The organism is Variovorax sp. P5_A3 (genome assembly GCF_056400665.1).
In genome coordinates, this window is sequence record NZ_JBFUKW010000031.1 from 1 (window position 1) to 21,397 (window position 21,397).

The 21,397-nt window shown below is 66.9% G+C and carries 20 protein-coding genes; 12 read left to right on the top strand and 8 right to left on the bottom strand.

Annotated elements, in window-relative coordinates; translation table 11 throughout:
* The first annotated feature begins 267 nt into the window (after positions 1–267).
* Together AC1D3B_RS31230 and AC1D3B_RS31235 are read left to right on the top strand one after the other, a co-directional pair.
* Positions 268–2,175: an ATP-binding cassette domain-containing protein gene (locus tag AC1D3B_RS31230; protein WP_478194557.1), complete on the top strand. Its 1,908-nt coding sequence runs from the start codon at positions 268–270 to the stop codon at positions 2,173–2,175.
* 85 nt (positions 2,176–2,260) lie between these two features.
* On the top strand, positions 2,261–4,006 hold the full coding sequence (locus tag AC1D3B_RS31235; RefSeq protein ID WP_478194558.1) for a phospholipase D family protein: 1,746 nt from the start codon (positions 2,261–2,263) through the stop codon (positions 4,004–4,006).
* 15 nt (positions 4,007–4,021) lie between these two features.
* Here AC1D3B_RS31235 and AC1D3B_RS31240 read toward each other — a convergent pair whose 3' ends face one another.
* A complete protein-coding gene (locus tag AC1D3B_RS31240; protein WP_478194559.1) occupies positions 4,022–5,446 on the bottom strand; it encodes an aminotransferase-like domain-containing protein in 1,425 nt (474 codons plus the stop codon).
* 102 nt (positions 5,447–5,548) lie between these two features.
* Between AC1D3B_RS31240 and AC1D3B_RS31245 the strand changes: the two genes are divergently transcribed.
* Genes AC1D3B_RS31245 through AC1D3B_RS31275 form a run of 7 tightly spaced genes read left to right on the top strand, consistent with a single transcriptional unit; the run spans position 5,549 to position 11,221 of the window.
* On the top strand, positions 5,549–6,148 hold the full coding sequence (locus AC1D3B_RS31245; protein ID WP_478194560.1) for a LysE family translocator: 600 nt from the start codon (positions 5,549–5,551) through the stop codon (positions 6,146–6,148).
* Positions 6,145–7,074, top strand: coding sequence for a DMT family transporter (locus AC1D3B_RS31250; RefSeq protein ID WP_478194561.1), 930 nt, complete (start codon positions 6,145–6,147; stop codon positions 7,072–7,074). Before AC1D3B_RS31245 ends, AC1D3B_RS31250 begins: the two co-directional genes overlap by 4 nt.
* 23 nt (positions 7,075–7,097) lie before the next feature.
* Positions 7,098–8,312, top strand: coding sequence for an aminotransferase-like domain-containing protein (locus AC1D3B_RS31255; protein ID WP_478194562.1), 1,215 nt, complete (start codon positions 7,098–7,100; stop codon positions 8,310–8,312).
* A gap of 25 nt (positions 8,313–8,337) precedes the next feature.
* Positions 8,338–8,979, top strand: a complete 642-nt coding sequence (locus AC1D3B_RS31260; RefSeq protein WP_478194563.1) for a glutathione S-transferase — start codon at positions 8,338–8,340, stop codon at positions 8,977–8,979.
* A 5-nt stretch (positions 8,980–8,984) separates the two neighbouring features.
* On the top strand, positions 8,985–9,890 hold the full coding sequence (locus AC1D3B_RS31265) for a PhzF family phenazine biosynthesis protein (protein WP_478194564.1): 906 nt from the start codon (positions 8,985–8,987) through the stop codon (positions 9,888–9,890).
* Between the two features lie 9 nt (positions 9,891–9,899).
* Positions 9,900–10,586, top strand: coding sequence for a VOC family protein (locus tag AC1D3B_RS31270; protein ID WP_478194565.1), 687 nt, complete (start codon positions 9,900–9,902; stop codon positions 10,584–10,586).
* Between the two features lie 2 nt (positions 10,587–10,588).
* Complete coding sequence (locus AC1D3B_RS31275) at positions 10,589–11,221, top strand: LysE family translocator (RefSeq protein WP_478194566.1); 633 nt, start codon at positions 10,589–10,591, stop codon at positions 11,219–11,221.
* An 18-nt stretch (positions 11,222–11,239) separates the two neighbouring features.
* On the opposite strand, the gene AC1D3B_RS31280 is transcribed toward AC1D3B_RS31275, so the two are convergent.
* Complete coding sequence (locus AC1D3B_RS31280) at positions 11,240–14,338, bottom strand: autotransporter outer membrane beta-barrel domain-containing protein (protein ID WP_478194567.1); 3,099 nt, start codon at positions 14,336–14,338, stop codon at positions 11,240–11,242.
* A gap of 220 nt (positions 14,339–14,558) precedes the next feature.
* Here AC1D3B_RS31280 and AC1D3B_RS31285 point away from each other — a divergent pair, with 220 nt between their 5' ends.
* On the top strand, positions 14,559–15,233 hold the full coding sequence (locus AC1D3B_RS31285; RefSeq protein WP_478194568.1) for a histidine phosphatase family protein: 675 nt from the start codon (positions 14,559–14,561) through the stop codon (positions 15,231–15,233).
* A 1-nt stretch (position 15,234) separates the two neighbouring features.
* Here the strand turns inward: AC1D3B_RS31285 and cutA are convergent, their stop codons facing one another.
* From cutA to AC1D3B_RS31300, 3 genes are all read right to left on the bottom strand, one after another.
* On the bottom strand, positions 15,235–15,564 hold the full coding sequence (gene cutA / locus AC1D3B_RS31290) for a divalent-cation tolerance protein CutA (protein ID WP_478194569.1): 330 nt from the start codon (positions 15,562–15,564) through the stop codon (positions 15,235–15,237).
* Between the two features lie 126 nt (positions 15,565–15,690).
* Complete coding sequence (locus tag AC1D3B_RS31295; RefSeq protein WP_478194570.1) at positions 15,691–16,032, bottom strand: hypothetical protein; 342 nt, start codon at positions 16,030–16,032, stop codon at positions 15,691–15,693.
* A 21-nt stretch (positions 16,033–16,053) separates the two neighbouring features.
* Positions 16,054–16,299 carry a GlsB/YeaQ/YmgE family stress response membrane protein gene (locus AC1D3B_RS31300; RefSeq protein WP_478194571.1) on the bottom strand — a complete coding sequence of 82 codons (246 nt, stop codon included), beginning with the start codon at positions 16,297–16,299 and terminating at the stop codon, positions 16,054–16,056.
* Positions 16,300–16,445: 146 nt separating this feature from the next.
* On the opposite strand from AC1D3B_RS31300, the gene AC1D3B_RS31305 reads away from it, so the two are divergent.
* Complete coding sequence (locus AC1D3B_RS31305; protein ID WP_478194572.1) at positions 16,446–17,075, top strand: YbhB/YbcL family Raf kinase inhibitor-like protein; 630 nt, start codon at positions 16,446–16,448, stop codon at positions 17,073–17,075.
* 10 nt (positions 17,076–17,085) lie between these two features.
* Here the strand turns inward: AC1D3B_RS31305 and AC1D3B_RS31310 are convergent, their stop codons facing one another.
* Positions 17,086–17,904 (bottom strand): creatininase family protein, encoded by an 819-nt coding sequence (locus tag AC1D3B_RS31310; RefSeq protein WP_478194573.1) that lies wholly within the window; start codon positions 17,902–17,904, stop codon positions 17,086–17,088.
* A gap of 9 nt (positions 17,905–17,913) precedes the next feature.
* A complete protein-coding gene (locus tag AC1D3B_RS31315) occupies positions 17,914–18,837 on the bottom strand; it encodes a LysR family transcriptional regulator (RefSeq protein WP_478194574.1) in 924 nt (307 codons plus the stop codon).
* 85 nt (positions 18,838–18,922) lie between these two features.
* Here AC1D3B_RS31315 and AC1D3B_RS31320 point away from each other — a divergent pair, with 85 nt between their 5' ends.
* Positions 18,923–19,933 (top strand): zinc-binding alcohol dehydrogenase family protein, encoded by a 1,011-nt coding sequence (locus tag AC1D3B_RS31320; protein ID WP_478194575.1) that lies wholly within the window; start codon positions 18,923–18,925, stop codon positions 19,931–19,933.
* Between the two features lie 6 nt (positions 19,934–19,939).
* Here AC1D3B_RS31320 and AC1D3B_RS31325 read toward each other — a convergent pair whose 3' ends face one another.
* Positions 19,940–21,334 carry a PQQ-dependent sugar dehydrogenase gene (locus AC1D3B_RS31325; protein WP_478194576.1) on the bottom strand — a complete coding sequence of 465 codons (1,395 nt, stop codon included), beginning with the start codon at positions 21,332–21,334 and terminating at the stop codon, positions 19,940–19,942.
* Positions 21,335–21,397 lie beyond the last annotated feature (63 nt).

The window sequence follows — 21,397 nt, forward strand, 5'->3', positions numbered from 1 at the left end:
TCAATCCCGCCAAGTCCGAAGACCTTTTTCTCCGCCTCCTCCGACCCCCCCTCACCACCCCACCAGGGAAGCAGCACGACGAGTCGTTTTCAGCTGAGCCTTGGATTATGACGCGTTTTTGGCGCCTTCATCAACCCTGGCAAACTTTTCTCGGCTTCGCCGGAGAGGCCTTGGAGCCAGTCCCTGACCGACCACGCCTTCGCGTATTCAGCCGAGCCCATGAGTATAGGCCAGATGTTGGGCGCGCGATCCGATAATTCGACCCACATGGCACTCATCACACTCCTCGACGCCCAGTTGGCGTTCGGTCACGTCCCGCTGCTCGATCATGCGGACTTCGCTCTCATCGAATCCGAGCGCATCGGCCTCATCGGCCGCAATGGCGCGGGCAAGTCGTCCCTCCTCAAGATCCTGGCCGGGCTCGAGAAGCCCGACGACGGAACACTGCAGGTACAGCAAGGTGTGCGCGTCACCTATGTCGCGCAGGAACCCGTCCTCGACATGGATGCCGACGTGTTCACCGCAGCTAGTGCAGGTCTCTCGGAGGTGATCGCAATCCGCGACCAGTACCTGTCAGGCGCGCCGGGCCTCGACCTCGACGCCCTGCAGTCGCAGATCGAAGCCTTCGACGCCTGGAACTGGGAGCAACGCGTCGACGAAACGCTGCATCGCTTGCACCTCGACGGCACGGCCCGCATCGGGTCGCTGTCAGGCGGCACCCGCAAACGCGTCGCACTCGCGCAGGCCCTCGTCGCCGCTCCCGACGTGTTGCTGCTCGACGAGCCGACCAATCACCTCGACCTCGATTCGATCGAGTGGCTGGAGCAACTGCTCATCGATTTCAAGGGAAGCGTTGTGACCATCACGCACGATCGCAGCTTCCTGAACCGCGTCGCCACACGAATCATCGAACTGGATCGCGGAAAGCTCGGCTCCTATCCAGGGAACTTCGAGCAATACCTTGTCCAGAAGGAAGAGCAGCTCGCCCAGGAAGCCGTCATCAATGCCAAGGCCGACAAGTTGCTGGCACAAGAAGAGGTATGGATCCGCAAGGGTGTGGAAGCCCGCCGCACGCGCAGCCAGAGCCGCATCGGCCGTCTCGAGGCGCTGCGGGCGAGCCGGTCTGCGCGGCGCGAAGTCCTTGGCAGCGTCAACATGGATGTGGCCACGGGCCAGGCCAGCGGCAAGATCGTGGCCGAACTGACCGACGCTTCCAAGTCTTTCGGCGAGAAGATAGTCATAAGGAAATTCAGCGGCACGATCCTTCGCGGCGACAAGGTGGGGTTGATCGGCCCAAACGGCGCCGGCAAGACCACCCTGCTGAAGCTGATCCTCGGCGAGCTGGAGCCAGACAGCGGCAAGGTCCGCCGCGGCGCCAACATTCAGGTGGCCTACTTCGACCAGATGCGCAATGCGCTGAACCTCGACGCGACGCTGGAGGACTTCATCAGTCCCGGGAGCGAATGGATCGAGATCGGCAACCAGCGCAAGCACGTCAAGAGCTACCTGGCCGACTTTCTCTTCTCACCCGCACGCGCGCATTCACCGGTGCGCTCGCTGAGCGGCGGCGAGCGCAATCGACTGCTGCTCGCGCGTCTCTTCGCGCGTCCTGCCAACGTGCTGGTGCTCGACGAACCGACGAACGACCTCGACATCGATACGCTGGAGCTTCTCGAGGACCTGCTGCAGAACTACGATGGCACCGTCTTCCTCGTGAGCCATGACCGCACCTTCCTCGACAACGTGGTGACAAGCACGATCGCATTCGAGGGCGATGGCCGCTGGCGCGAATACGAAGGCAGTGTGCAGGACTGGTTGATCCAGTCGAAACGTGCTCGCGAAATTGCCGAGCAACGCGCCGCCGCATCGCCGGTCGCGCCACCCGCCCTTGTGTCATCGCCATCGCCGCCGCCCGCGGCAGACGCGTCCCGTGCGACACGCAAGAAGCTCAGCTACAAGGAACAGCGAGAGCTCGAAACGCTCCCTGCGCAGATCGCCGCGCTCGAGGAAGAGCAGAAGCGCATCACCGAAATCCTCGAACTCGACGGCGGTTCCATCTACGCCAGCGATGCCTCGCGCGCGGCGGAGCTCGGCGAACGCCATGCCCGCATCGACGACGAACTGCTTGCCGCGCTCGAACGCTGGGAAGAACTCGGCACCGTGCGCCCGGGATAACGGCGCCTTTGTCCGACGTGCGGCACGGCCGGGCCGCGCTATATCGCTATGTATGCGGCAGTTCACAAGGCTCACCCCACAGCGCATGTCGTCACTCCTCGGGCACGTTGCCGTCGTGCTGCACCGCTCCCTGGCGACCGGGGCGGTCTTGTTTTGCCTCTCCGCGTGTGCGGAGCTTCCCAAGGACGTTGAACGACCGGTCTCCATTGCCCTGACGGCGCCAGCAGGCACGCCGTTGGCGACCCTCGTGCAGAAGCGCCGTGAAGCGGCCAAGGGGCGATCTGACTCCGGCTTCATGCTGCTCGACGGCGCGCCCGCCGCTTACGGCAGCAGGCTCGCGCTCGTCGAAGGCGCACAGAAGACACTCGACCTGCAGTACTACTCGATCCACGCTGACGCCAGCACGGCTCGCCTGCTGACAGGTGTACGCGACGCGGCCCGGCGAGGCGTTCGGGTGCGCATCCTGCTCGATGATTTCCACAGCACCGGCCGCGACGCGCTCGTGATGCGGGTCGCGTTCGAACCCAACGTGGAGATGCGGATGTTCAACCCACTCGCCGGCGCGAGGGCATCGACAGTAGGGCGCCTCTTCAACTCGCTCGATGACGCGTCCCGAATCCAGCAGCGCATGCACAACAAGCTCTTCATCGCGGACAACGTGCTGGCCGTGACGGGCGGTCGCAATCTCGGCGACGCCTACTTCGGCAACGCCAGCAAGGCCAACTTCATCGATCTCGATGTCCTGGTCGCGGGGCCGGTCGTGCAGGATCTCTCGCGCAGTTTCGACGCCTACTGGAACAACGAACGCGCCTATCCGGTTCAATCGCTGGTGACCCGCGAGGAACTCGACGAGATGCGCGAGCGCACGCGACAGGCCGACGCGGCGCAGCGCGACCGAACGGACGCAAGCGGTTCCCCGACGACGGCGACCGAAGACAAGCAAGACAAGGCCCCCACCGCCGGACAACGCGCCCATGCATGGGACCAGAATGCGCTGGACCTGAGTACCGCGAATTTCACTTGGGCACCCGCCGTCGTGCTGGTCGATCGTCCGGGCAAGATTCCGCCGGACAACGCCGGCTCGAACGGTGGCGGAGGCAAGGCACCAGGCCTGGTGATATCGCGACAGCCAGGCCGGCCGGCAGGGGCGCAAACAAGCGATTCGCTCGGCGTAGCCGCCAATACCGCGGCGACCGGGGACACCCTTGTCGAAGGTCTGCTGCAACTGATCGGGCTGGCCCAGCGCGATCTCCTGATCATCTCGCCCTATTTCGTCCCCGGCCCCGACATGATGCAGGCGTTCGCATCGGCGCGTGCGCGCGGCGTTCGGATCCGGGTGTTGACGAATTCGCTCGCCTCGAACGATGCGCCGGTGGCCCACGTCGGCTATGCGCGGCATCGCGAAGAGTTGCTCACGATGGGCATCGAGCTTTACGAGCTCCGCAGCGAACAGGCGGGACTGAGCAACGCGTTCGGCAGTTCCGGCAACGTGTCAGGCGAATCGCGCTCGATGCTGCACTCGAAGGTGCTGGTGATGGATGGTCGCCTGCTGGTGGTGGGCTCGATGAACCTCGATTTGCGCTCCCAGTTGCAGAACACCGAAATCGCGTTGCTGATCCGCAGCGATGAACTCTCGCGCGTTGCCGCCGGCAAGATCCAGACCGCGCTGGGCGAGGGTGCGTGGCATGTCGAGCTCAATGACGGCCACCTCGTCTGGCGCGCTCCGCAGGGCAGTGGTCTTCAGGATACGACCACCGAGCCTGACGCCAGCGCCAGTCTCCGGATGTTGCTCAAGCTGTTCGGGCCGCTCGCCCCCGACAAGCTCCTCTGATTTCCAACGCCGCCTTCAGACCTGGCCCCTGACCCGCGCGAACACCTTCCAAAAAGTCGCATCCTGCGCGGTTGCGAAGTTGATTCGCATCAGGGTGCTGGGCGGCCTCCTCGCATGAAAGAGCGAGCCTGGCGCCAGAAGGTAGCCCTCGTCGAGCATGCGCTGCGTGAGCGCGTCGGTATCGACGCCGGTGTCGACCCAACCGAAGAGCCCGGCCGGCTCCGATGCGAGCTTGCAGCCGGCAGCCAGCGCCAGCTTGACGGTGCGCCCTCGCGCCCCGTCCAGACGCAGACGAATCCGCTCCGCGTGACGACGCAACTGCCCCTGGTCAATGCACCAGGCCAAGGCCCGTTCGAACAGCGAGGGCGTCGTCAACGTGGCGAGCAGCTTGGTTTCGAGCAGGCGCCCTACGAGCGCGGGCGATGCCGCGAGGAAGCCGATGCGCCAGTTGGGCGCCAGGATCTTCGCGAAGCCACTCACGTAGATGGTGCGCTGCAGGCCGTCAAGCGCGCTGAGCCGAGTCGCGTGTTCGGGCGCCAGGTGGCTGTAGGTGTCGTCCTCGACGATGTGGAAATCGTGCTTGTTCGCGAGTTGGAGCACGCGGTGCGCGCTGCCCGGCGAGAGGCTGTAGCCGGTCGGGTTGTGCAGCACGCTGACGCTCACGAAGAGCTTGGGCTTGTGGCCCTCGCCGGCATTGCAGTAGCGCTCCATGACTTCCAGGTCGGGTCCGTCCGCCTTGCGGGGCACAGGCAGGATTCGCATGCCCAGTGCTTCGAGACGCGCGAATTCGAGCGCCCAGCCTGGCTCCTCGACCATCACCGGATCGCCGGCCCGCAACAGCGTGCGGCTCACGATATCGAGCGCGTGCGTGGCGCCGACCGTCGTCAGTATCTGCTCCGGTCCGGCCGGCACGTTGATGCTGCCCAGCTTGGTGGCGAGGCTGCGCCGCAGCCCGCTGTCCCCTTCAGGCTCGCCGTACTGCAGCGAAAACTCCTGCAAGGACTTCGTGCTGGTGACGCGTCGCACCGCGGCGGGCATGAAGGTCGACTCCATCCAATCGGGCGGGAAGACGCCCATGCCGGGCTGCGGCTTGTCGCTCGGCCGGTGGAACATGCCGCGGATCAGTGTGCTGGCATCCGCCACCACGGTCGGACGCGGTGGCAGCGGGGTGACGAGATTCATGCCCGACACCGTCGCGCCAGTGGCAGCCACAGCGTCGCGCACATAGAAGCCGCGCTGGCGACGTGCTTCGACCAGGCCTTGTGCGAGAAGCTGATCGTAGGCAGCGACCACCGTGTGCGGGCTCACCCCCTGCTGACGCGCACACTCGCGCACCGAAGGCAGGCGCGCCCCAGGGGCGAGCAGGCGATTGCGAATACGCTCCGAAAAGCGATCGGCGAGTTGCTCCGTCAGGGACTGTGTGGAGGTTCGTGTCAGCATGCGCGTCGGCGTTCTGTGTCGATGGCCAGACCGATACAGACCTACCTCTTGTATGGCAATCTGTACTGGCACTGTAATGGTCCTCAGTTTAAAGTGTGTCTCATGAACTGGCAAGAATTCACTGCGCTGCTGGTGTTGGCCACGGCGATGAGTTTCTCGCCGGGCCCGAACACCACGCTCTCCACGGCACTCGGTGCCAACGGCGGCCTGCCACGGGCCATGCGTTTCATCTTCGCCGTGCCCGTCGGCTGGACGCTGCTGCTTGCACTGTGCGCCGCCGGCATCGGCGCCCTCGTCGTTACGGTGCCTTCGCTGCGGTGGATCATCAAGGCGCTTGGCATCGCCTACCTGCTGTGGCTGGCATGGAAGCTCAGCGGCAGGGCGGCACTCGCAGAGGCGGATGGCGCGCAGCTCCACGTCGGCTTCAGGCAAGGCGTGATGCTTCAGTTCCTCAACATCAAGGCCTGGCTACTGGCCCTGACACTCGTCGCGGGCTGGATCGCAGGGCAGCCTGATGCGTTGCGGCGTTTTGCGATCGTGGCGCCGGTCATGCTGGTCTACGCATTCGCCAGCAACTTCGTCTACGCACTGGCCGGCGCCCTGTTGCGCAACTGGCTGGCGCATGGACGACGCCTGCTCTGGTTCAACCGCGCGATGGCAGGCGTCCTGGTGCTCACCGCCTGGTGGATGATCAGCGTATGAAGATCAAGGACGAAACGCTCGGCATGTGGCTCGGCGTCCTCGGCGTGGCCTTCTTCGCGGTCACGCTGCCGATGACCCGGCTCGCCACCGGCACGCAAGCGGCGCCGCAACTCTCGCCCTTGTTCGTGACACTCGGGCGCGTGGGACTGGCGGGCGTGCTTTCAGCCATCTTCCTGCTCGCGACGCGCGCGCCTCGGCCTAAGCGCCATCAATGGAAGCCATTGGGCATGGCGGTGCTCGGCAATGCGATCGGATTTCCCTTGCTGCTCGCTTACGCGCTGCGCGTGGTCAGTGCCAGCCACGCGGCGGTGATCACCGCGCTGCTGCCCTTGGTCACGGCGGCCTGTGCCGCGTGGGTGCTGCATCAGCGTGCACGGCTCGGCTTCTGGCTTTGCGCCATCGCGGGCAGCCTGCTCGTGGTCGTGTTCTCTCTCTTGCGCGCGCAGTCGCACGGCGCGGGCTTCGGCTTCGAATGGGCGGACGTCCTGCTGGTCGGCGCTGTCTTTGCCGCTTCGCTGGGCTATATCTACGGCGCTCAGGTCACGCCGGCGCTGGGTGCCGAGCGGGTGATCTGCTGGGTCTGCGTGATGGCATTGCCCATCTCGCTGCCAGGCACGTTGTGGCTCTGGCCGGAGCAGCCGGTCGCCGTGTCTGCATGGGCCGGCTTCGTCTACGTCGGCGTATTCTCGATGTGGATGGGCTTCTTCGCCTGGTACCGTGGTCTCGCGATGGGCGGTGCGCTGCGGGTCAGCCAGACCCAGTTGCTGCAACCATTTCTCTCGATACTCGCCGCTGTGCCGCTGCTCGGCGAGCCTCTCGACGTCGTCACCCTCGGCTTCGCGGCCGCAGTGGTTGCCACGGTGGTCGCGGGGAAGAAACTCTCGCAGCCGCGCACGTCGGCCGCTCTCGCGACGGTCTCGCGATAACGCATCGCATACAAGGAAACAGCATGAACTGGAAACTCGCCGCCCGCGCCGAAAAGATGAATCCTTCGGTGATCCGTGAAATCCTCAAGGTGACCGAGCGCCCCGGCATCATCAGCCTCGCGGGTGGACTGCCCTCGCCCAAGACCTTCCCGATCAGCGACTTCGCCGAAGCCTGTGCCGAAGTGCTGCACAAGGACGGCCAGGCGGCGCTCCAGTACGCCGCCAGCGAAGGCTACGGTCCGCTGCGCGAAGCCGTCGCGGAGATGCTGCCCTGGGCGGTCGATCCGGCACAGGTGCTGATCACCACCGGCTCGCAACAGGGCCTCGACCTGATCGCCAAGGTGCTGCTCGACCCGGGCAGCCGCGTGCTGGTGGAGACACCGACCTACCTCGGCGCGCTGCAGGCCTTCTCGCCGATGGAGCCCGAGCCGGTCAGCGTGGCCAGCGACAACGAGGGTGTGATCGTCGATGACCTCGTCGCCAAGGCGAAGGACGCGCGCTTCGTCTACCTGCTGCCCAACTTCCAGAACCCGACCGGACGCACGATGACGGAGGAACGCCGCGCGGCAGTATCGGCCGCGGCGGCGAAGGCCGGCCTGCCCATCGTCGAGGACAACCCCTACGGCGAGCTCTGGTTCGACGAAGCGCCGCCGCCGCCGCTCACCGCGCGCAACCCCGAAGGCTGCATCTACCTCGGCTCGTTCTCGAAGGTGCTGGCGCCCGGCTTGCGCCTCGGCTTCCTGGTCGCGCCCAAGTCGATCTACCCCAAGCTGCTGCAGGCCAAGCAGGCAGCCGACCTGCACACGCCGAGTTTCAACCAGCGCATGGTCTCCGAAGTGATGAAGGATGGGTTTCTCGCCCGCCACGTTCCGACCATCCGCTCGCTCTACAAGAGCCAGCGCGATGCCATGCTGGCGGCGCTCACGCGCGAAATGAAGGGGCTGCAGGTCGAGTTCAGCAAGCCGGCCGGCGGAATGTTCCTGTGGGTGCGTATGCCCGAGGGCATCAATACGGTCGCGCTACTGCCGAAGGCCGTGGAGCGCGGCGTGGCCTTCGTGCCCGGCGCGCCCTTCTATGCGGGCGCCAGCGACCCGCGCACGATGCGCCTGTCCTTCGTCACGGCGAGCGTCGACGAGATCGACACGGCGATCGCCGCGCTGGCCGAGACCGTGCGCGAGCAACTGGCGCACATCGCGGCGGCCGAGGTCCAGCGCCAGCTGGCCGCGAGCCCCACCTGAGACGAACGATCACGGAACAACCGACATGCTCAACATCTGGGGCCGCATCAGCTCGATCAATGTCCGCAAGGTGGTGTGGTGCGCGCAGGAACTCGGGCTTGACTTCCAGCGCACCGAGGCCGGCGGCAAGTTCGGCGTGGTGCAGACGCCCGAGTACCAGCGAATGAATCCGAACGCCTTGGTACCTGCGATCGACGACGGCGAGGGCGAGGAACGCGTCACGCTCTGGGAATCGAACGTGATCGTGCGCTATCTCTGTGCAAAACATTCGCTGGGCAAGCTGTACCCCGATCTGCTGGCCGAGCGTTTCGATGCCGAGCGCTGGATGGACTGGCAGCAAACGACGCTCAACCCGGTCAGTGCAGGCGCCTTCCGCCAATGGGTCCGGACCCCGGCGGCGCAGCGACAACCCGAGGTGATCGCGCACTCGGTCCGTGCCACCGAGCCCCTGTTCGAATTGCTCGATGCCCACCTCGCGACGCGCGCCTTCATGATCGGCGACCACTTCACGATGGCGGATATCCCGGTCGGCTGCGAGGCGCACCGCTGGTTCGGCCTGCCGCAGACCGAATACACGCGCCCGGCCTGGCCCAATGTCGAACGCTGGTTCGGCGACCTGCGCAGCCGCGCGGGCGCGCGCGGCGTGCTCGACCTCGCACTCGAATGAACACCATGAAACCCCGTCCCTTCAAGCAGGTCGACGTCTTCACGTCGACGCCCTATTTCGGCAACCCGCTCGCGGTGGTGCTCGACGGCACCGATCTCGACGACGCCGCGATGCAGCGCTTCGCCGCCTGGACGAATCTCTCCGAAACCACCTTCCTGCTGCCGCCGACCGACCCGACGGCCGACTATCGCGTGCGCATCTTCACGCCTGGCGGTGAGCTGCCGTTCGCGGGTCACCCGACGCTGGGAAGCTGCCACGCGTGGTTGCAGGCCGGCGGCAAGCCGAATGCCCGCGGACACATCGTGCAGCAGTGCGCGCAGGGGCTCGTGGCGATCCAGCACGATGGTGAACGGCTGGCGTTCGCCTCGCCTCCGTTGAAGCGCAGTGCGCCGAGCCCCACGCTGCTGGCCAAGATCGCTGCGGCCCTCGGGCTCCGCGCGCAGCAGATCCTTGCAGCGCAGTTGCTCGACAACGGCCCGATCTGGCTCGGGCTCCTGCTCAACGACGCGGACACCGTGCTCACGCTCAAGCCTGACCACCGCATGCTGCGCGAACTCGGCCAGAAGGTCGGCGTCGCGGGTATCTGGCCCCAGGACGAATCGCCTGCGCTGATCACGCGCTCGAATCGCGAGGCCCGCGCCTTCGCGCGCACCGAGGAACCCGCGGCCGGCGTCGAAGTGCGGGTTTTCGCCGCACCCGTCGGCATCGAGGAAGACCCGGTCACGGGAAGCTTCAACGCCAGCCTCGCGCAGTGGCTCATCGCCGAGGGCCTGCTGCCGGAGCGCTACATCGCAGCGCAAGGCCAGACCCTGGGCCGGGCGGGCCGCGTTCACGTCCATCGCGACGCGGACGGCCAGGTCTGGGTCGGTGGGTCATCGGTGACCTGCATCGACGGAAGCGTCACGCTCTAAGGGAGAAGCGTGAACGCGCGCGTCGACCACCTCGTCATTGCCGCCCGCAGCCTCGATCAAGGCGTTCGCTGGTGCGAGGCCACCTTCGGTGTCGAACCGGATCCCGGCGGCATGCATCCGCTGATGGGCACGCGCAATCGCCTTTTGAAGGTCGCGACGGCGGACTTTCCGCGCGCATATGTCGAGATCATCGCCATCGACCCGAAGGCCAGGCCTGCGCGGGCGGTGGGCGCTCACCGATGGTTCGACCTCGACGACGCGGCGCTGCAAATGGCCGTGGCACGCGGCGGTCCGCGACTGATCCACTTCGTTGCCGAGGTGCCCGACGCCGATGCCGCCGTGCAGGCGCTGGCCGAAGGGCGCATCGATCGCGGCGAAGTCCTCGAGGCATCGCGCGACACGCCTGCCGGCCGCCTGTCCTGGAAGATCACGGTGCGCGACGACGGCCAGCGGCTCTTCTACGGCGCGCTGCCGACGCTGATCGAATGGGGTCCGGTGCATCCGACCGACAGCATGGCCCATTCGGGTGTCACGCTGCGCTCGCTGGATCTCGCCCATCCCCGCAAGGCGGACCTGGCCCTCGCACTGCAAGCCATTGGCCTTGCAGGCGTTTCTTTGGCGACCGGCGCACCCAACCTTCGCGCTGTGTTCGACACGCCGCGCGGCACCGTCACGCTCGAATCCGGAGGAATCTGAACATGTTGACCGCCACCGAGTTGGCCTGGTTCTCGCTCGCCGCGCTGGTGCTCGTGCTCACGCCGGGTCCGAACATGATCTATTGCGTCTCGCGCACGCTCTGCCAGGGCCGAGCGGCCGGGTTGATCTCCCTGGCCGGCGTGTTGCTGGGCTTCGTCGTGCACCTGATGGCAGCCGCGCTGGGCCTGACCGCGCTCCTGGTCGCGGTGCCCTTCGCCTTCGATGCGATCCGACTGGCCGGCGCCGCGTACCTGCTCTGGCTCGCATGGCAGGCTGTGAAGCCGGATGGCACGGCGCCCTTCGAGGCCCGGCTTCTGCCGGACGACCCGCCGGCCAAGCTCTTCAGCATGGGCTTCCTCACCAACGTGCTGAACCCCAAGGTGGCGATGTTCTACCTGTCGTTCTTTCCGCAGTTCCTGCATCCGGAGCGCGGTTCGGTGCTGCTGCAGAGCCTGGCCTTGGGCGCCGTGCAGATCGGCGTCAGCGGCGCGGTCAACGCGACGCTCGTGATGACCGCGGCGAGCATCACCGCCTTTCTCTCGAAGAGCGAAGGCTGGCTGCGCGCGCAGCGCTACGTGATGGGTAGCGTGCTCGCGGCGCTGGCCGTTCGCATTGCCTTGACCGATCGCAAGTAGCGCACCTCCGCGCAAGCCCTACCAGCGCACGCGAACGCCGACGGCGCCCTGGATCGAGGCCTCCACCTTCGTGTCGCCACCGGTGCTGAAAAGCCTGCCGATTTCACCGTACACGCTGACCGCGCGGGTGACCGACAGGGTGAAGCCGCCCGCCAGTTCCATCGAGGTGTAGTCGCCCGCGCTGGCGATGTCGGTAAAGGCGGCCGGCCCGATGAAGCGTGCGATGGTGTTGCCGCCGGTCCCGCGGATCACGCCGATTCGGCCGTAGGGCTGCAAGCGGCCGGCCGAGGTCGCGAAGTCGCCCTTCACGCGGACGCTGAGACCGCCGGTCCAGCTGTCGAGGCTGTCCTGCTGCACGAGGGCGCCCGGGATCACGAGGTCGTCGAGGCGTGCGTGGCTGTAGATCAACTGCGCCTGGGGTTCGAGCGTCCAGCCGTTGCCGAGCCCGAAGGCCTGCCCGACTTCGAAGGCGGCCAGGTAGCTGTTGCCGTTGCCGGTGGTCTGGAAGCCGGCCAGCGGCTGGATCGTGTAGCGCTGCGATCCGTACTGCAGCACCGTGTCGGCGTAGAAGCCGGTCGTGTTGGCATAAGAGGCGTAGGCGCCGAAGTAGCGCGAGCGCGTGTCCGTGCTGCCGACGGCACGCCACAGGCCACTGGCGGAACCGCTCACGTCAGTGCTGCCGTCGAGCGTGCCGACGTAGACACCGGCGTGCCAGTCGCCCAGTGGCGAGATGTAGAGGTCGGTGCCGGCCTGCACACCGCTGACGTTGCCCTGGCTGGACGGGTTCACGGTGCCGGCCTGACGGATGTCGACGTCGCTGTAGATGGCGCGCGCCCAGGCGCGGCGATCGGTCGAGAGAGTGCCTTCGACCGGCGTCAGGCTCGCCAGCGCTTGCGCCCTGGCGTCGTCGTCGCCCAGGCGCTGATGCATGTTGCCAATCATTGCCAGGTCGTTCTGGCGCAGTTGGGCCGGCACCGAGGCGAGCAGCGGCACCTCGGCACGGTAGGCCGTGACGGGCCTGGGAGCCGGCGCGAGCGGCGCCGACGCGGTGGGCGGGGCCACCGACGGCGAAGGTGCCGGCGCCGGTGGAGCCGGCGGCGCTGGGGGCGCGGGCGGTGCGGGTGGCGCAGGAGGAGCCGGTGGCGCGGGCGGCGCCGGGGGTGCCGGGGGTGCCGGAGGAGGTGGTGGCGGTGGCGGTGGCGGCGGCGGAGGCGGAGGCGGAGTCACTTCCGACCGCAGGTACCAGTTCTCGCCAGCCCCGGCCGCGTCGGCGGCAAAGAGGCGGTACTCGAACGCGCCGGCGTCCACGTGGCCCCCGCTCAATGCGAAGGCGCTGCGTGTCGTCTGCGCGGTCGTCGTGGCGCCATTGATGGCGGAGACCACCTCGATGCCGTTGCCGCTCGTCAAGCCGCCCAGGCCGCCGATATTGGTGACCTGGACGTTGGTGTTTCCGCTGGCGCTTGCCGAGGGGCCATCGAGGATCAGGCGGTCGGACGGACCCGTAGCATCGAGTCGGGACGCGAGGCGCAATGTCCCGTTGTTGCCGACATAGGCGCCCGTGACGCGCAATTCCGTTCCGGGCGCCGTGCCGACGAGGGAGACGGTCCCGCTGTTCGAGAGCGAACTCACGGTCTGGCTCGCGCCGGCGAGGTCCAGGGTGGCACCAGCCGCCACCGCATGCGCCGACTGGGCGCTGAGGACATTGGGTGCTCCGGCGCGCAGCGTGCCCGCACTGACCGTCGTCGCGCCGGTGTAGGTGTTGGCGCCCCCGAGCGTGAGCGTGCCGGTGCCGACCTTGGTCAGCGAACCGCCCGTGTCGAGAATGACGTAGTTGTAGGGCGTGCCCCCGCCCGAGGGAACGTTCGCAGGCCCCTGGTCCGAAATCACGCCGTTGATCACGTCGTTCGGTCGGTTGAGCGCACCGACGGTCAGGTTCTTCGAGCCCAGCGTCACGTTGCCATCGCCGGACAAGGACCCGACCGACACGGAGCTGGCCACATCGTGGATGTAGAGCCTGCCGCCAGCCCCGTTCTCGATCGTCGCGCCGCTCAGGTCAGGCGTGTTCGCGAGGTAGACCTGGCCGGCGTTGTTGCGCACCGTGGTGCTCCCGCCGACGCTGTCGACGTTGAAGTAGACGCGCCCGCCGTTGTTCTGGATCGTCGAGTTTGCCGCCGTCGCGTGCCGCCCGAAGATCAGGTACGAGCCTGCGCCGTTGAGTGTCAGGGTCGAGGTGCCGGCGCTGGAACCGTTGTCGAGCGCGTCGGTATTGAACTGGATGCCGCTGTTCGTGCCGAACGTGTCCGTGCTGGTGCGCACGGTGATGGCGAGGTTGCCCGCGTTCGTGCCGAGGAACTCGATCTGGGCATTCGTGTAGATATCGACGGGGCCCGTGCCGAGCGATCCCGCAGTTCCCGTGGCGACGCTCATGCGGCCGGCTCCGCCCTCGATGCGCGTGCCCAGGCTGTAGCTGTTGCCCGCGTTGTCGATGCGCAGGCGCTGGTCTTCGGCGGCGTTCGTGCCTGAATTGATCAGCCGGAGTTGCCCGGCGCCCGAGATCACGCCGTTCAGTGCATTCGACTTGCTATCCCTGACATCGACCGTGCCGCCACCGGCGCCGAGCGTGATGGCACGCGCCGTCGCGAAGTTGTCGGCGCCGATGCGCAGCGTCCCGGCGTCGAGGGCGATCGGAGCGACCGGCGCGATGCCGGTGTTGGTATTGCCCAGGTTGCCGTCGGTGTTCACCTGCAGGGTGCCGCCACTGATGGTGGTCGTACCCTGATAGCTGTTCGCGCCACTCAGGATGAGCGTGCCGGCACCGGTCTTGGTGACGCCACCCGTGCCGCTGATCACTCCCGATTGCTCCGCCGTGCCGGCATCCAGGCTGTTCAACGTCGCCGAAGGGGTGACCACCGCGATCGGCGTCGCATAGGGAATCGGGCTCGCGGCGTAGTCCACGGTCTGCGCGGTGCCGATCGCCGGCATTCCGCCCGCGAGGCCCGCTGCGACCAGCGAGACGACCACCCCACCGGATCGCTTCCCGCGCGACGTCGTGATCTCCGACACGGCCACCCACGCACCGAGGGCGTGATTCCAGACGCTGCGATATGACTTGTTCATGCTCCTGCCGGTCCTTTTCCGGGGCTGGACGTCGCTGTGCGCTACGCGCAACAGGTGACGCCTACAAAAGTGTTCATTTTTAACATATTGAGAACTTTAATCCTCACTTTTTTACACTTTCGTTGCCGTCGCCGTACGCAAACCGGAATCTGCTACGAAATCGATAGCAAGCGTCGCCGTCGCGACGGGCGCGCCAGAGCCCCGTTGGCAGAATTCGGACATGGGAACCCTCTACCTCGTGCGCCACGGACAGGCCAGCTTCGGCGCGGCGGACTACGACAACCTCAGCGAACTGGGTCGCAGGCAATCCGTCCGGCTGGGCGAGTACTGGCGCGAGCGCGGGATGACTTTCGATGCGGTCATCACCGGCACCTTGAGGCGCCACCGGCAGACTTGGGCAGGGATCGCCGAGGGCCTGGGCCTGCAGCGCGAGGACGTGCTCCCCTGGCCGGGCCTCAACGAGTACGACAGCGAGGCGCTGATCGCGACCATCCACCCTGAAAAACTGCAAAAAGCCGACACGCCGGAGCTGTACCGCCACCACTTCCGGCTGCTGCGCCAGGGCCTCGGCGCTTGGATGCAGGGCCGTACGGAACCGCGCGGCATGCCCAACTACGTCGATTTCCTGGCCGGCGTCACCTCCGCGCTCGACCATGTGCGCGACAAGCACCACGGCGCGAGGGTGCTGGTGGTGTCGAGCGGCGGCCCGATCAGCACTGCCGTCGGGCATGTGCTGGGCACGAGCTCGGAAACCACGATCGAGCTGAACCTGCGCATGCGGAACACCGCGGTCACAGAGTTCGCATTCACGCCGAAGCGGCACATGCTCGTGACCTACAACACGCTGCCGCACCTCGACGGGCCTGCCTACGAGGGCTGGGTGACCTACTCCTGAGCTACCGGACTGCCGGCGTGCTGCCGGTTTCGAGCCAACGCAGGTAGTCGGCCGAGCCGGCCGTGATCGGCAACTGCACGATCTCAGGCGTCTGGTAACTGTGTCGTTCGCGGATGAATGCCTCCAGCGCCGCGTAGCGCGCGTCGAGCGTCTTGATCTGCAGCACCCATTCAGGCTCGCGGTGCAGTTCGCCCTGCCAGACATAAAGGCTGCGCACGCGCTGGATCTGCACGCACGCGGCCAATTGCGCCTCGACAATCGCCGCCGCCAGCGCTTCAGCCTCGTCCTCGGTCCCGATGCTCGTCATCACAATGCAAGCAGGACTGTCCATTTACGCACCTCCGTTCATTTCGCTTGCCAGAAATGCCGCGGAACCGGCTCCGCCGGGCCGCCGGTATTGCCCCCTGCAGGGGGTGGAGAGTGACACGAAGTGCACGAGCCTGGGGGTGAGCCAATGCTACGCCTGCCACACACCGTAGCCAGCCTCACGAAGTGCGATGCCCAGCTCGACTTCCATGTCGCGTGCGGCTTCGTACGGCATCGGGTTGTACATCGCGTAGAGCGCGGGCAGCAATCGCAGTCCGTAGTCGCGCACGAAGCTGTTGGCCTGGATGCCGGCCTTGTGCTTGTCGAAGCGCACATCGGGATCGAGTCCCGTCATGCCCACGTAGACGAAGGGCATGCCCAGTCGATAGTCAGGATTGGCGCGCCGGAAGCGCGCCACGTTCCACACGCGGTCGTCGAGCTCGACCACGTAGACGTGGTGATGGTGACGACTGCGCGTCTTGCGAACCGGCATGCGGCGCGCCGTCCGCCGATCTCACTTGCGCTTGATCAGCCCATACAGGAAGAGCAGGACGATCGCACCGACCACCGATGCGATGAAGCCCGCACCCTGGCCGGCGGTGTACCAGCCCATGGCCTGGCCCACATAGGTCGCGATGAGCGAGCCGGCAATGCCAATCAGCGTGGTCACGATAAAGCCGGCCGAGTCGTCGCCGGGTTTGATGGCGCGCGCCACCAGGCCCGCGACAAAGCCGATCAGAATGGTCCAGACGATGCTCATACGGATCCTTGGTGTAGGTGGTTCTTGCGGGCCGAGGCATCGCGGGACGCGGTGCGATTTCATGATAGCGGAGGCTGATTGCGTAGCGCCCACTCTCCTGCTTCCGTCCTACACGCATCCGAAGGGCCTCACGCTATACCTTCGACATGCTCGAAAAGCTTCCTGACGCGATCGGCCACGCGCTCCATGACGTGCGCGCCGGCCTGGACGAAATTGCATTCAACACGCTGGGTCTGCGGCAAGGGATGGCGTCCATCACGGTCGCCAGCCTCGCCTTTGCCGATCACGCGCCGATACCGCAGCGCTACACGGCCGACGGCGAGGGCTTGTCGCCGCCGGTGCAGTGGATCGGCGTGCCGGCCGGCACGGCCTCCCTGGTGCTCATGGTCGAGGACGCCGATTCGCCGACGCCGCATCCGATGGTGCACGCGATCGCGGTCGACCTCCCCGCGGCCGACGGGAGCCTCCAGGAGGCCGCGTTCCCGAGCGTCGAAAACGAGGGCAGCGGCCTCCATGCGGGCCGCAATTCCTATCTCCAGGCCGCATGGTTGCCGCCCGACCCGCCGCCGGGCCACGGCGTGCATCGCTACGCTTTCCAGGTCTTTGCGCTCGGCACGGCACACGAGTTTTCGGCGACGCCCGGGCGGGACGAAGTGTTCGATGCGCTGAAGGCGCACGCCATCGCCAGCGGCTTGCTCATCGGCACCTGTGAACGCCCGGACGGCTCCGTCAGGATCGAGGACGCCGCGCCTACGGGGCCACTGATCGCCGGCTGACGCCAGCGCGTCAGCGCAAGGGCTGCGTGTGGGCCGTGCTGAGCGGCAGGCGCGAGACCTCGGCGAGCAGGGCCGCAAGCTGGGTGGCGGCAACGTCGACCAGCGCACGGCCCTTCTCCGCCGTCGCCGCAGCAGCGTTGCCTGCGGCGCCGTCGGGGTTGTAGTCCTCTATCGCCCAGCCGAGTTTGGCGCTGCGGCCATTGCCAAGGATCGCGTAGTCGGCGGCGCGCTGGCGCGAGGTCGAGCCGAAATCACGCGCGGCATTCATCGCCACCTGCGCCGGCGCGAGGGCCAGCATCATCGAAGTCTCCATGTCCCCCGCATGCACACCGAAGCGATGCTCGTCTGCGCTGAACTGCGCGCCCGCATCACCGAGCGGCAGGTTGAACCAGCTGACGCTGTACACGATAAGGCCGTGGGCCGCGCGAAGTTCGCGCGCGACGATGTCCATCGCGCCGGTGTGTCCGCCATGCGCGTTGAAGAGCACGAGCTTTCTCACGCCCGATCGCGCCACACAGGTGCCGATCTCGCTCCAGAGCCGGATCAGGGTCTCGGCCGAGAGCGTCAGGGTGCCGGGGTAGCGCGCATGCTCCGGGCTCAGGCCGATCTGTTGGGTGGGCAGGAAGAGCACCGGCAAGTCCGCAGCCAGCATCGGCACGGCGGCGGCCACGATGCCATCGGCCAGGGTCGAATCCACGCTGAGCGGCAGATGAGGGCCGTGTTGCTCGGTCGCGCCGAGCGGCAGCACCGCCACCGTCGTCGCCGGATCGAGCGCGCCGAAATCGCGCGTCGTGAGTTGGGACCAGAAGCGGCTGGCAAGTGCGGTCATGCGGCGATCTTAGTGTTCCCTGCCGGAGCGCGGCACGGGCAGGGCTGCGAACCTGAGCGAAAGAAAGTCGACCAGCGCCCCTACGCGTGCCGGCACGAAGCGGCCGCTCGGCAGCAGCGCGTGCAGGGGATAGGGCTCGGTGTCCCATTCCGGCAGCAGGCGGACCAAGGCACCGGACGCTTCGTCCTGCCGCACATCCAATGCGGACTTGAGCGTGATTCCGCGACCGGCCACTGCCCATTCGCGCGCAAGGGCGGCATCGTCGGCCACGCGATCGCCATCGACGCGCACTTCCGTCCACTGGCCGTCACGCGCAAAGCGCCACAGCCTTTGACGACGGCCGCTGCGATGGAAGGTGAGGCAGTTGTGCCGCAGCAGATCCTGCGGCGTCTGCGGTGCCGCATGGCGACGCAAGTAGTCGGGCGAGGCGCAGAGGACCGGGCGGGAATCGGCCAGCCGCCGCGCCACCAGACGCGAATCCGCGAGCGCGCCGAAACGCAGCGCCACGTCGACCTCGTCGCGCGTGACATCGAGCGGCCGGTCGCCGACGGAGAGCACGAGCTGGACGCCCGGGTGGGCATCCAGGAATTCGTCGAACCACGGCAACAAGGTGCTGCGCGTCAGATCGGACGGAGCGGCCACGCGCAAGGTCCCGACCAGCGCGCCCCGGTCCGCGGTCACCAGCGATTCGCCCTCGGCCAGGAGTTCGAAGGCGCGGACCGCGTAGTCGAGCAACGTCTGCCCCTGCGGCGTCAGGCGCATGGCGCGGGTCGAACGCTCGAAGAGCCGCGCGCCGAGCTGGGCCTCGAGCCGCTTGAGCGTGGCGCTGGCTGCTGCCGGCGTGATGCCGAGCGTGCGCGCAGCGGCGGTCAGCGTGCCGCTCCGTGCGGTGTGGATCAGTACCTGCAGGTCGGCCAGATTTTCAATCTTCATTTGAAAGTGAAGCTAGTTGAAGCCAGCTTATCAAATGTCGGCAGCGCGCCTACAGTCTGTCATCCAATCAGTGAAAGAACCCTCCATGAAAGCTGTGGGCTACCGCCAATCCCTCCCCATCGACAACCCCGCCTCGCTCGAGGATGTCGAGTTGCCTGATCCGAAAGCGGGGCCGCGCGACCTGCTCGTGCGCGTGAAGGCGATCTCCGTGAACCCGGTCGACACCAAGGTGCGCAAGGGCGTCGCCCCGGAACCCGGCCAGGTGAAAGTGCTGGGGTGGGACGCGGTCGGCATCGTCGAGGGCGTCGGTCCGACGATCAGTCGGTTCAAGCCAGGCGACCGCGTGTATTACGCCGGATCGATCACGCGGCCGGGCGCCAACAGCGAACTGCATGCCGTCGATGAACGCATCGTCGCGCTGGCACCCAAGAGCCTCGACGATGCACAGGCTGCGGCACTGCCTCTGACCACCATCACGGCCTATGAATTGCTGTTCGACCGTTTGCGCGTGCCGAAGGGGGGCGGTGCGGGCCAGACCCTGATGGTGACGGGAGGCGCCGGCGGCGTCGGCTCCATACTCATCCAGCTGGCGCGACAACTCACGCAACTTCGGGTGATCGCGACGGCATCACGGCCCGAGACCCGCCAGTGGTGCCTGTCGCTCGGCGCGCATGCAGTGATCGACCATTCGAAGCCGTTGGCCGCCGAACTCAAGGCCGCGGGCATCGGCGAGGTCGACATGGTCGCGAGCCTGACCCAGACCCATCAGCACTACGCGCAGATCATCGAAAGCCTCAAACCCCAGGGCCAGCTCGCGGTGATCGACGACATGCCGGTGTTCGACGCGATGGCGCTCAAGACCAAATGCATCTCGCTTCACTGGGAAATGATGTTCACGCGGTCTCGGTTCGAGACGCCGGACATGGCGCGCCAAGGCGAGCTGCTGGCTGAAGTCGCGGAACTGGTCGACGCCGGCCGTATCCGCACGACCGCCAATGCCAGCTTTGGCACGATCATTGCGGCCAACCTTCGCAAGGCGCATGCGCTGGTCGAAAGCGGCAAGGCGCAGGGCAAGGTCGTGCTCGAAGGTTTCTGAGCAGCGCTACTTTCTCTTCACGCGCCAGACGGCGTTGCCGACATCGTCCGCCACCAGCAGGGCGCCGTTCTTGTCGAGCGCCACGCCGACGGGACGGCCTTGCGCCTTCTCGTCGGCATTCAGGAAGCCGGTGAGGAAATCCACCGGCGCCCCGCTCGGCCGGCCGCCGATGAAGGGCACGAACACCACCTTGTAGCCCGACAGCGGCTTGCGGTTCCATGAGCCGTGCTGACCGATGAAGACGCCGCTCGCGAACTCGGCGGGCATGCCCCGCGCGCTGGAGAAGGTCATGCCCAGCGGCGCCACGTGCGAGCCGAGCGCATAGTCCGGCACGACGGCCTTGGCCACCATGTCCGGCCGCTGCGGATTGACACGCGCGTCGACATGACCGCCGTAGTAGCTCCAGGGCCAGCCGTAGAAGGCGCCTTCCTTCACCGAAGTGAGGTAGTCGGGTACGAGATCGCTGCCGATCTCGTCGCGTTCGTTCACCACGGTCCACAGCACGTTGGTGTCGGGCTCCCAGCCCATGCCGTTGGGGTTGCGCATGCCACTGGCAAAGAGCCTTTTCTCGCCGCTTGCGACGTCGACTTCCCAAACGGCCGCACGTCCCTCTTCCGCCGGGAGGCCGTTCTCGCCGACATTGCTGTTGGAGCCGACTGTCACGTAGAGCTTCGTCCCTTCGCGATTGGCGATGACGTTCTTGGTCCAGTGGTGGTTGATGCCGGCGGGCAGGTCGGTCAGCTTGGTGGGCGTGGCGGTGATCGAGGTCTGCCCCTCCGCGTACGGGACCTTGACCAGCGCGTCGGCGTTGGCGATGAACAGGTCATTGCCGACCAGCACCACGCCGAAGGGCGAACTCAGGCCCTGCATGAACACCTGACGCACCTCGGCGACACCGTCGCCGTCGGCATCGCGCAGCAGGGTGATCCGGTTGGGGCTCGGCACGCCCGCTCCGGCGCGCTTCATGACGGAGCCCATGACCATCGCTCGGGCCTGGGCGAACAGGCCGTCTCCGCCGTCGTGGGTGCCTTCGGGCTTGGGCGGCTTGTTGCTCTCGACCACCAGGACGTCGCCGTTGCGCAGGACGTACACCCATCGCGGATGGTCGAGGCCCCGGGCCAGCGCCGTCACGGTGAAGCCCTCTGGCGCGGTCGGCCCGGCGGTATCGGTCCAGCCGACAGCGGGTGCGATGTTCACGGTGGGCATCAGGGTCTTGTTGGGCGCCGGCAGTTGCGGCGTCGGGCCGATGCCGGCCTCTGGCGGCAACCGGGCGTTCTCGCCGCAGGCAACGAGCAGCAAGGCGGCAGTCAATGTAACGAACAGCGACGCGGGGCCGGGGATACGGGTGACGGGTCTGATGGTCCAAAGTCCTTCGAGGGCGGGGATCGGTTGGAATCGCATCCGGACGATGATCCGGGCGCGACCGTCGGCGGCTGTCGGCTGTGGGCGCTTTCTGGCGTGGGT

Coding starts and splice junctions, on each gene's coding strand:
- AC1D3B_RS31230 (WP_478194557.1), top strand. CDS start 268: ATGGCACTCATCACACTCCTCGACGCCCAGTTGGCGTTCGGTCACGTC.
- AC1D3B_RS31235 (WP_478194558.1), top strand. CDS start 2,261: ATGTCGTCACTCCTCGGGCACGTTGCCGTCGTGCTGCACCGCTCCCTG.
- AC1D3B_RS31240 (WP_478194559.1), bottom strand. CDS start 5,446: ATGCTGACACGAACCTCCACACAGTCCCTGACGGAGCAACTCGCCGAT.
- AC1D3B_RS31245 (WP_478194560.1), top strand. CDS start 5,549: ATGAACTGGCAAGAATTCACTGCGCTGCTGGTGTTGGCCACGGCGATG.
- AC1D3B_RS31250 (WP_478194561.1), top strand. CDS start 6,145: ATGAAGATCAAGGACGAAACGCTCGGCATGTGGCTCGGCGTCCTCGGC.
- AC1D3B_RS31255 (WP_478194562.1), top strand. CDS start 7,098: ATGAACTGGAAACTCGCCGCCCGCGCCGAAAAGATGAATCCTTCGGTG.
- AC1D3B_RS31260 (WP_478194563.1), top strand. CDS start 8,338: ATGCTCAACATCTGGGGCCGCATCAGCTCGATCAATGTCCGCAAGGTG.
- AC1D3B_RS31265 (WP_478194564.1), top strand. CDS start 8,985: ATGAAACCCCGTCCCTTCAAGCAGGTCGACGTCTTCACGTCGACGCCC.
- AC1D3B_RS31275 (WP_478194566.1), top strand. CDS start 10,589: ATGTTGACCGCCACCGAGTTGGCCTGGTTCTCGCTCGCCGCGCTGGTG.
- AC1D3B_RS31280 (WP_478194567.1), bottom strand. CDS start 14,338: ATGAACAAGTCATATCGCAGCGTCTGGAATCACGCCCTCGGTGCGTGG.
- AC1D3B_RS31285 (WP_478194568.1), top strand. CDS start 14,559: ATGGGAACCCTCTACCTCGTGCGCCACGGACAGGCCAGCTTCGGCGCG.
- cutA (WP_478194569.1), bottom strand. CDS start 15,564: ATGGACAGTCCTGCTTGCATTGTGATGACGAGCATCGGGACCGAGGAC.
- AC1D3B_RS31295 (WP_478194570.1), bottom strand. CDS start 16,032: ATGCCGGTTCGCAAGACGCGCAGTCGTCACCATCACCACGTCTACGTG.
- AC1D3B_RS31300 (WP_478194571.1), bottom strand. CDS start 16,299: ATGAGCATCGTCTGGACCATTCTGATCGGCTTTGTCGCGGGCCTGGTG.
- AC1D3B_RS31305 (WP_478194572.1), top strand. CDS start 16,446: ATGCTCGAAAAGCTTCCTGACGCGATCGGCCACGCGCTCCATGACGTG.
- AC1D3B_RS31310 (WP_478194573.1), bottom strand. CDS start 17,904: ATGACCGCACTTGCCAGCCGCTTCTGGTCCCAACTCACGACGCGCGAT.
- AC1D3B_RS31315 (WP_478194574.1), bottom strand. CDS start 18,837: ATGAAGATTGAAAATCTGGCCGACCTGCAGGTACTGATCCACACCGCA.
- AC1D3B_RS31320 (WP_478194575.1), top strand. CDS start 18,923: ATGAAAGCTGTGGGCTACCGCCAATCCCTCCCCATCGACAACCCCGCC.
- AC1D3B_RS31325 (WP_478194576.1), bottom strand. CDS start 21,334: ATGCGATTCCAACCGATCCCCGCCCTCGAAGGACTTTGGACCATCAGA.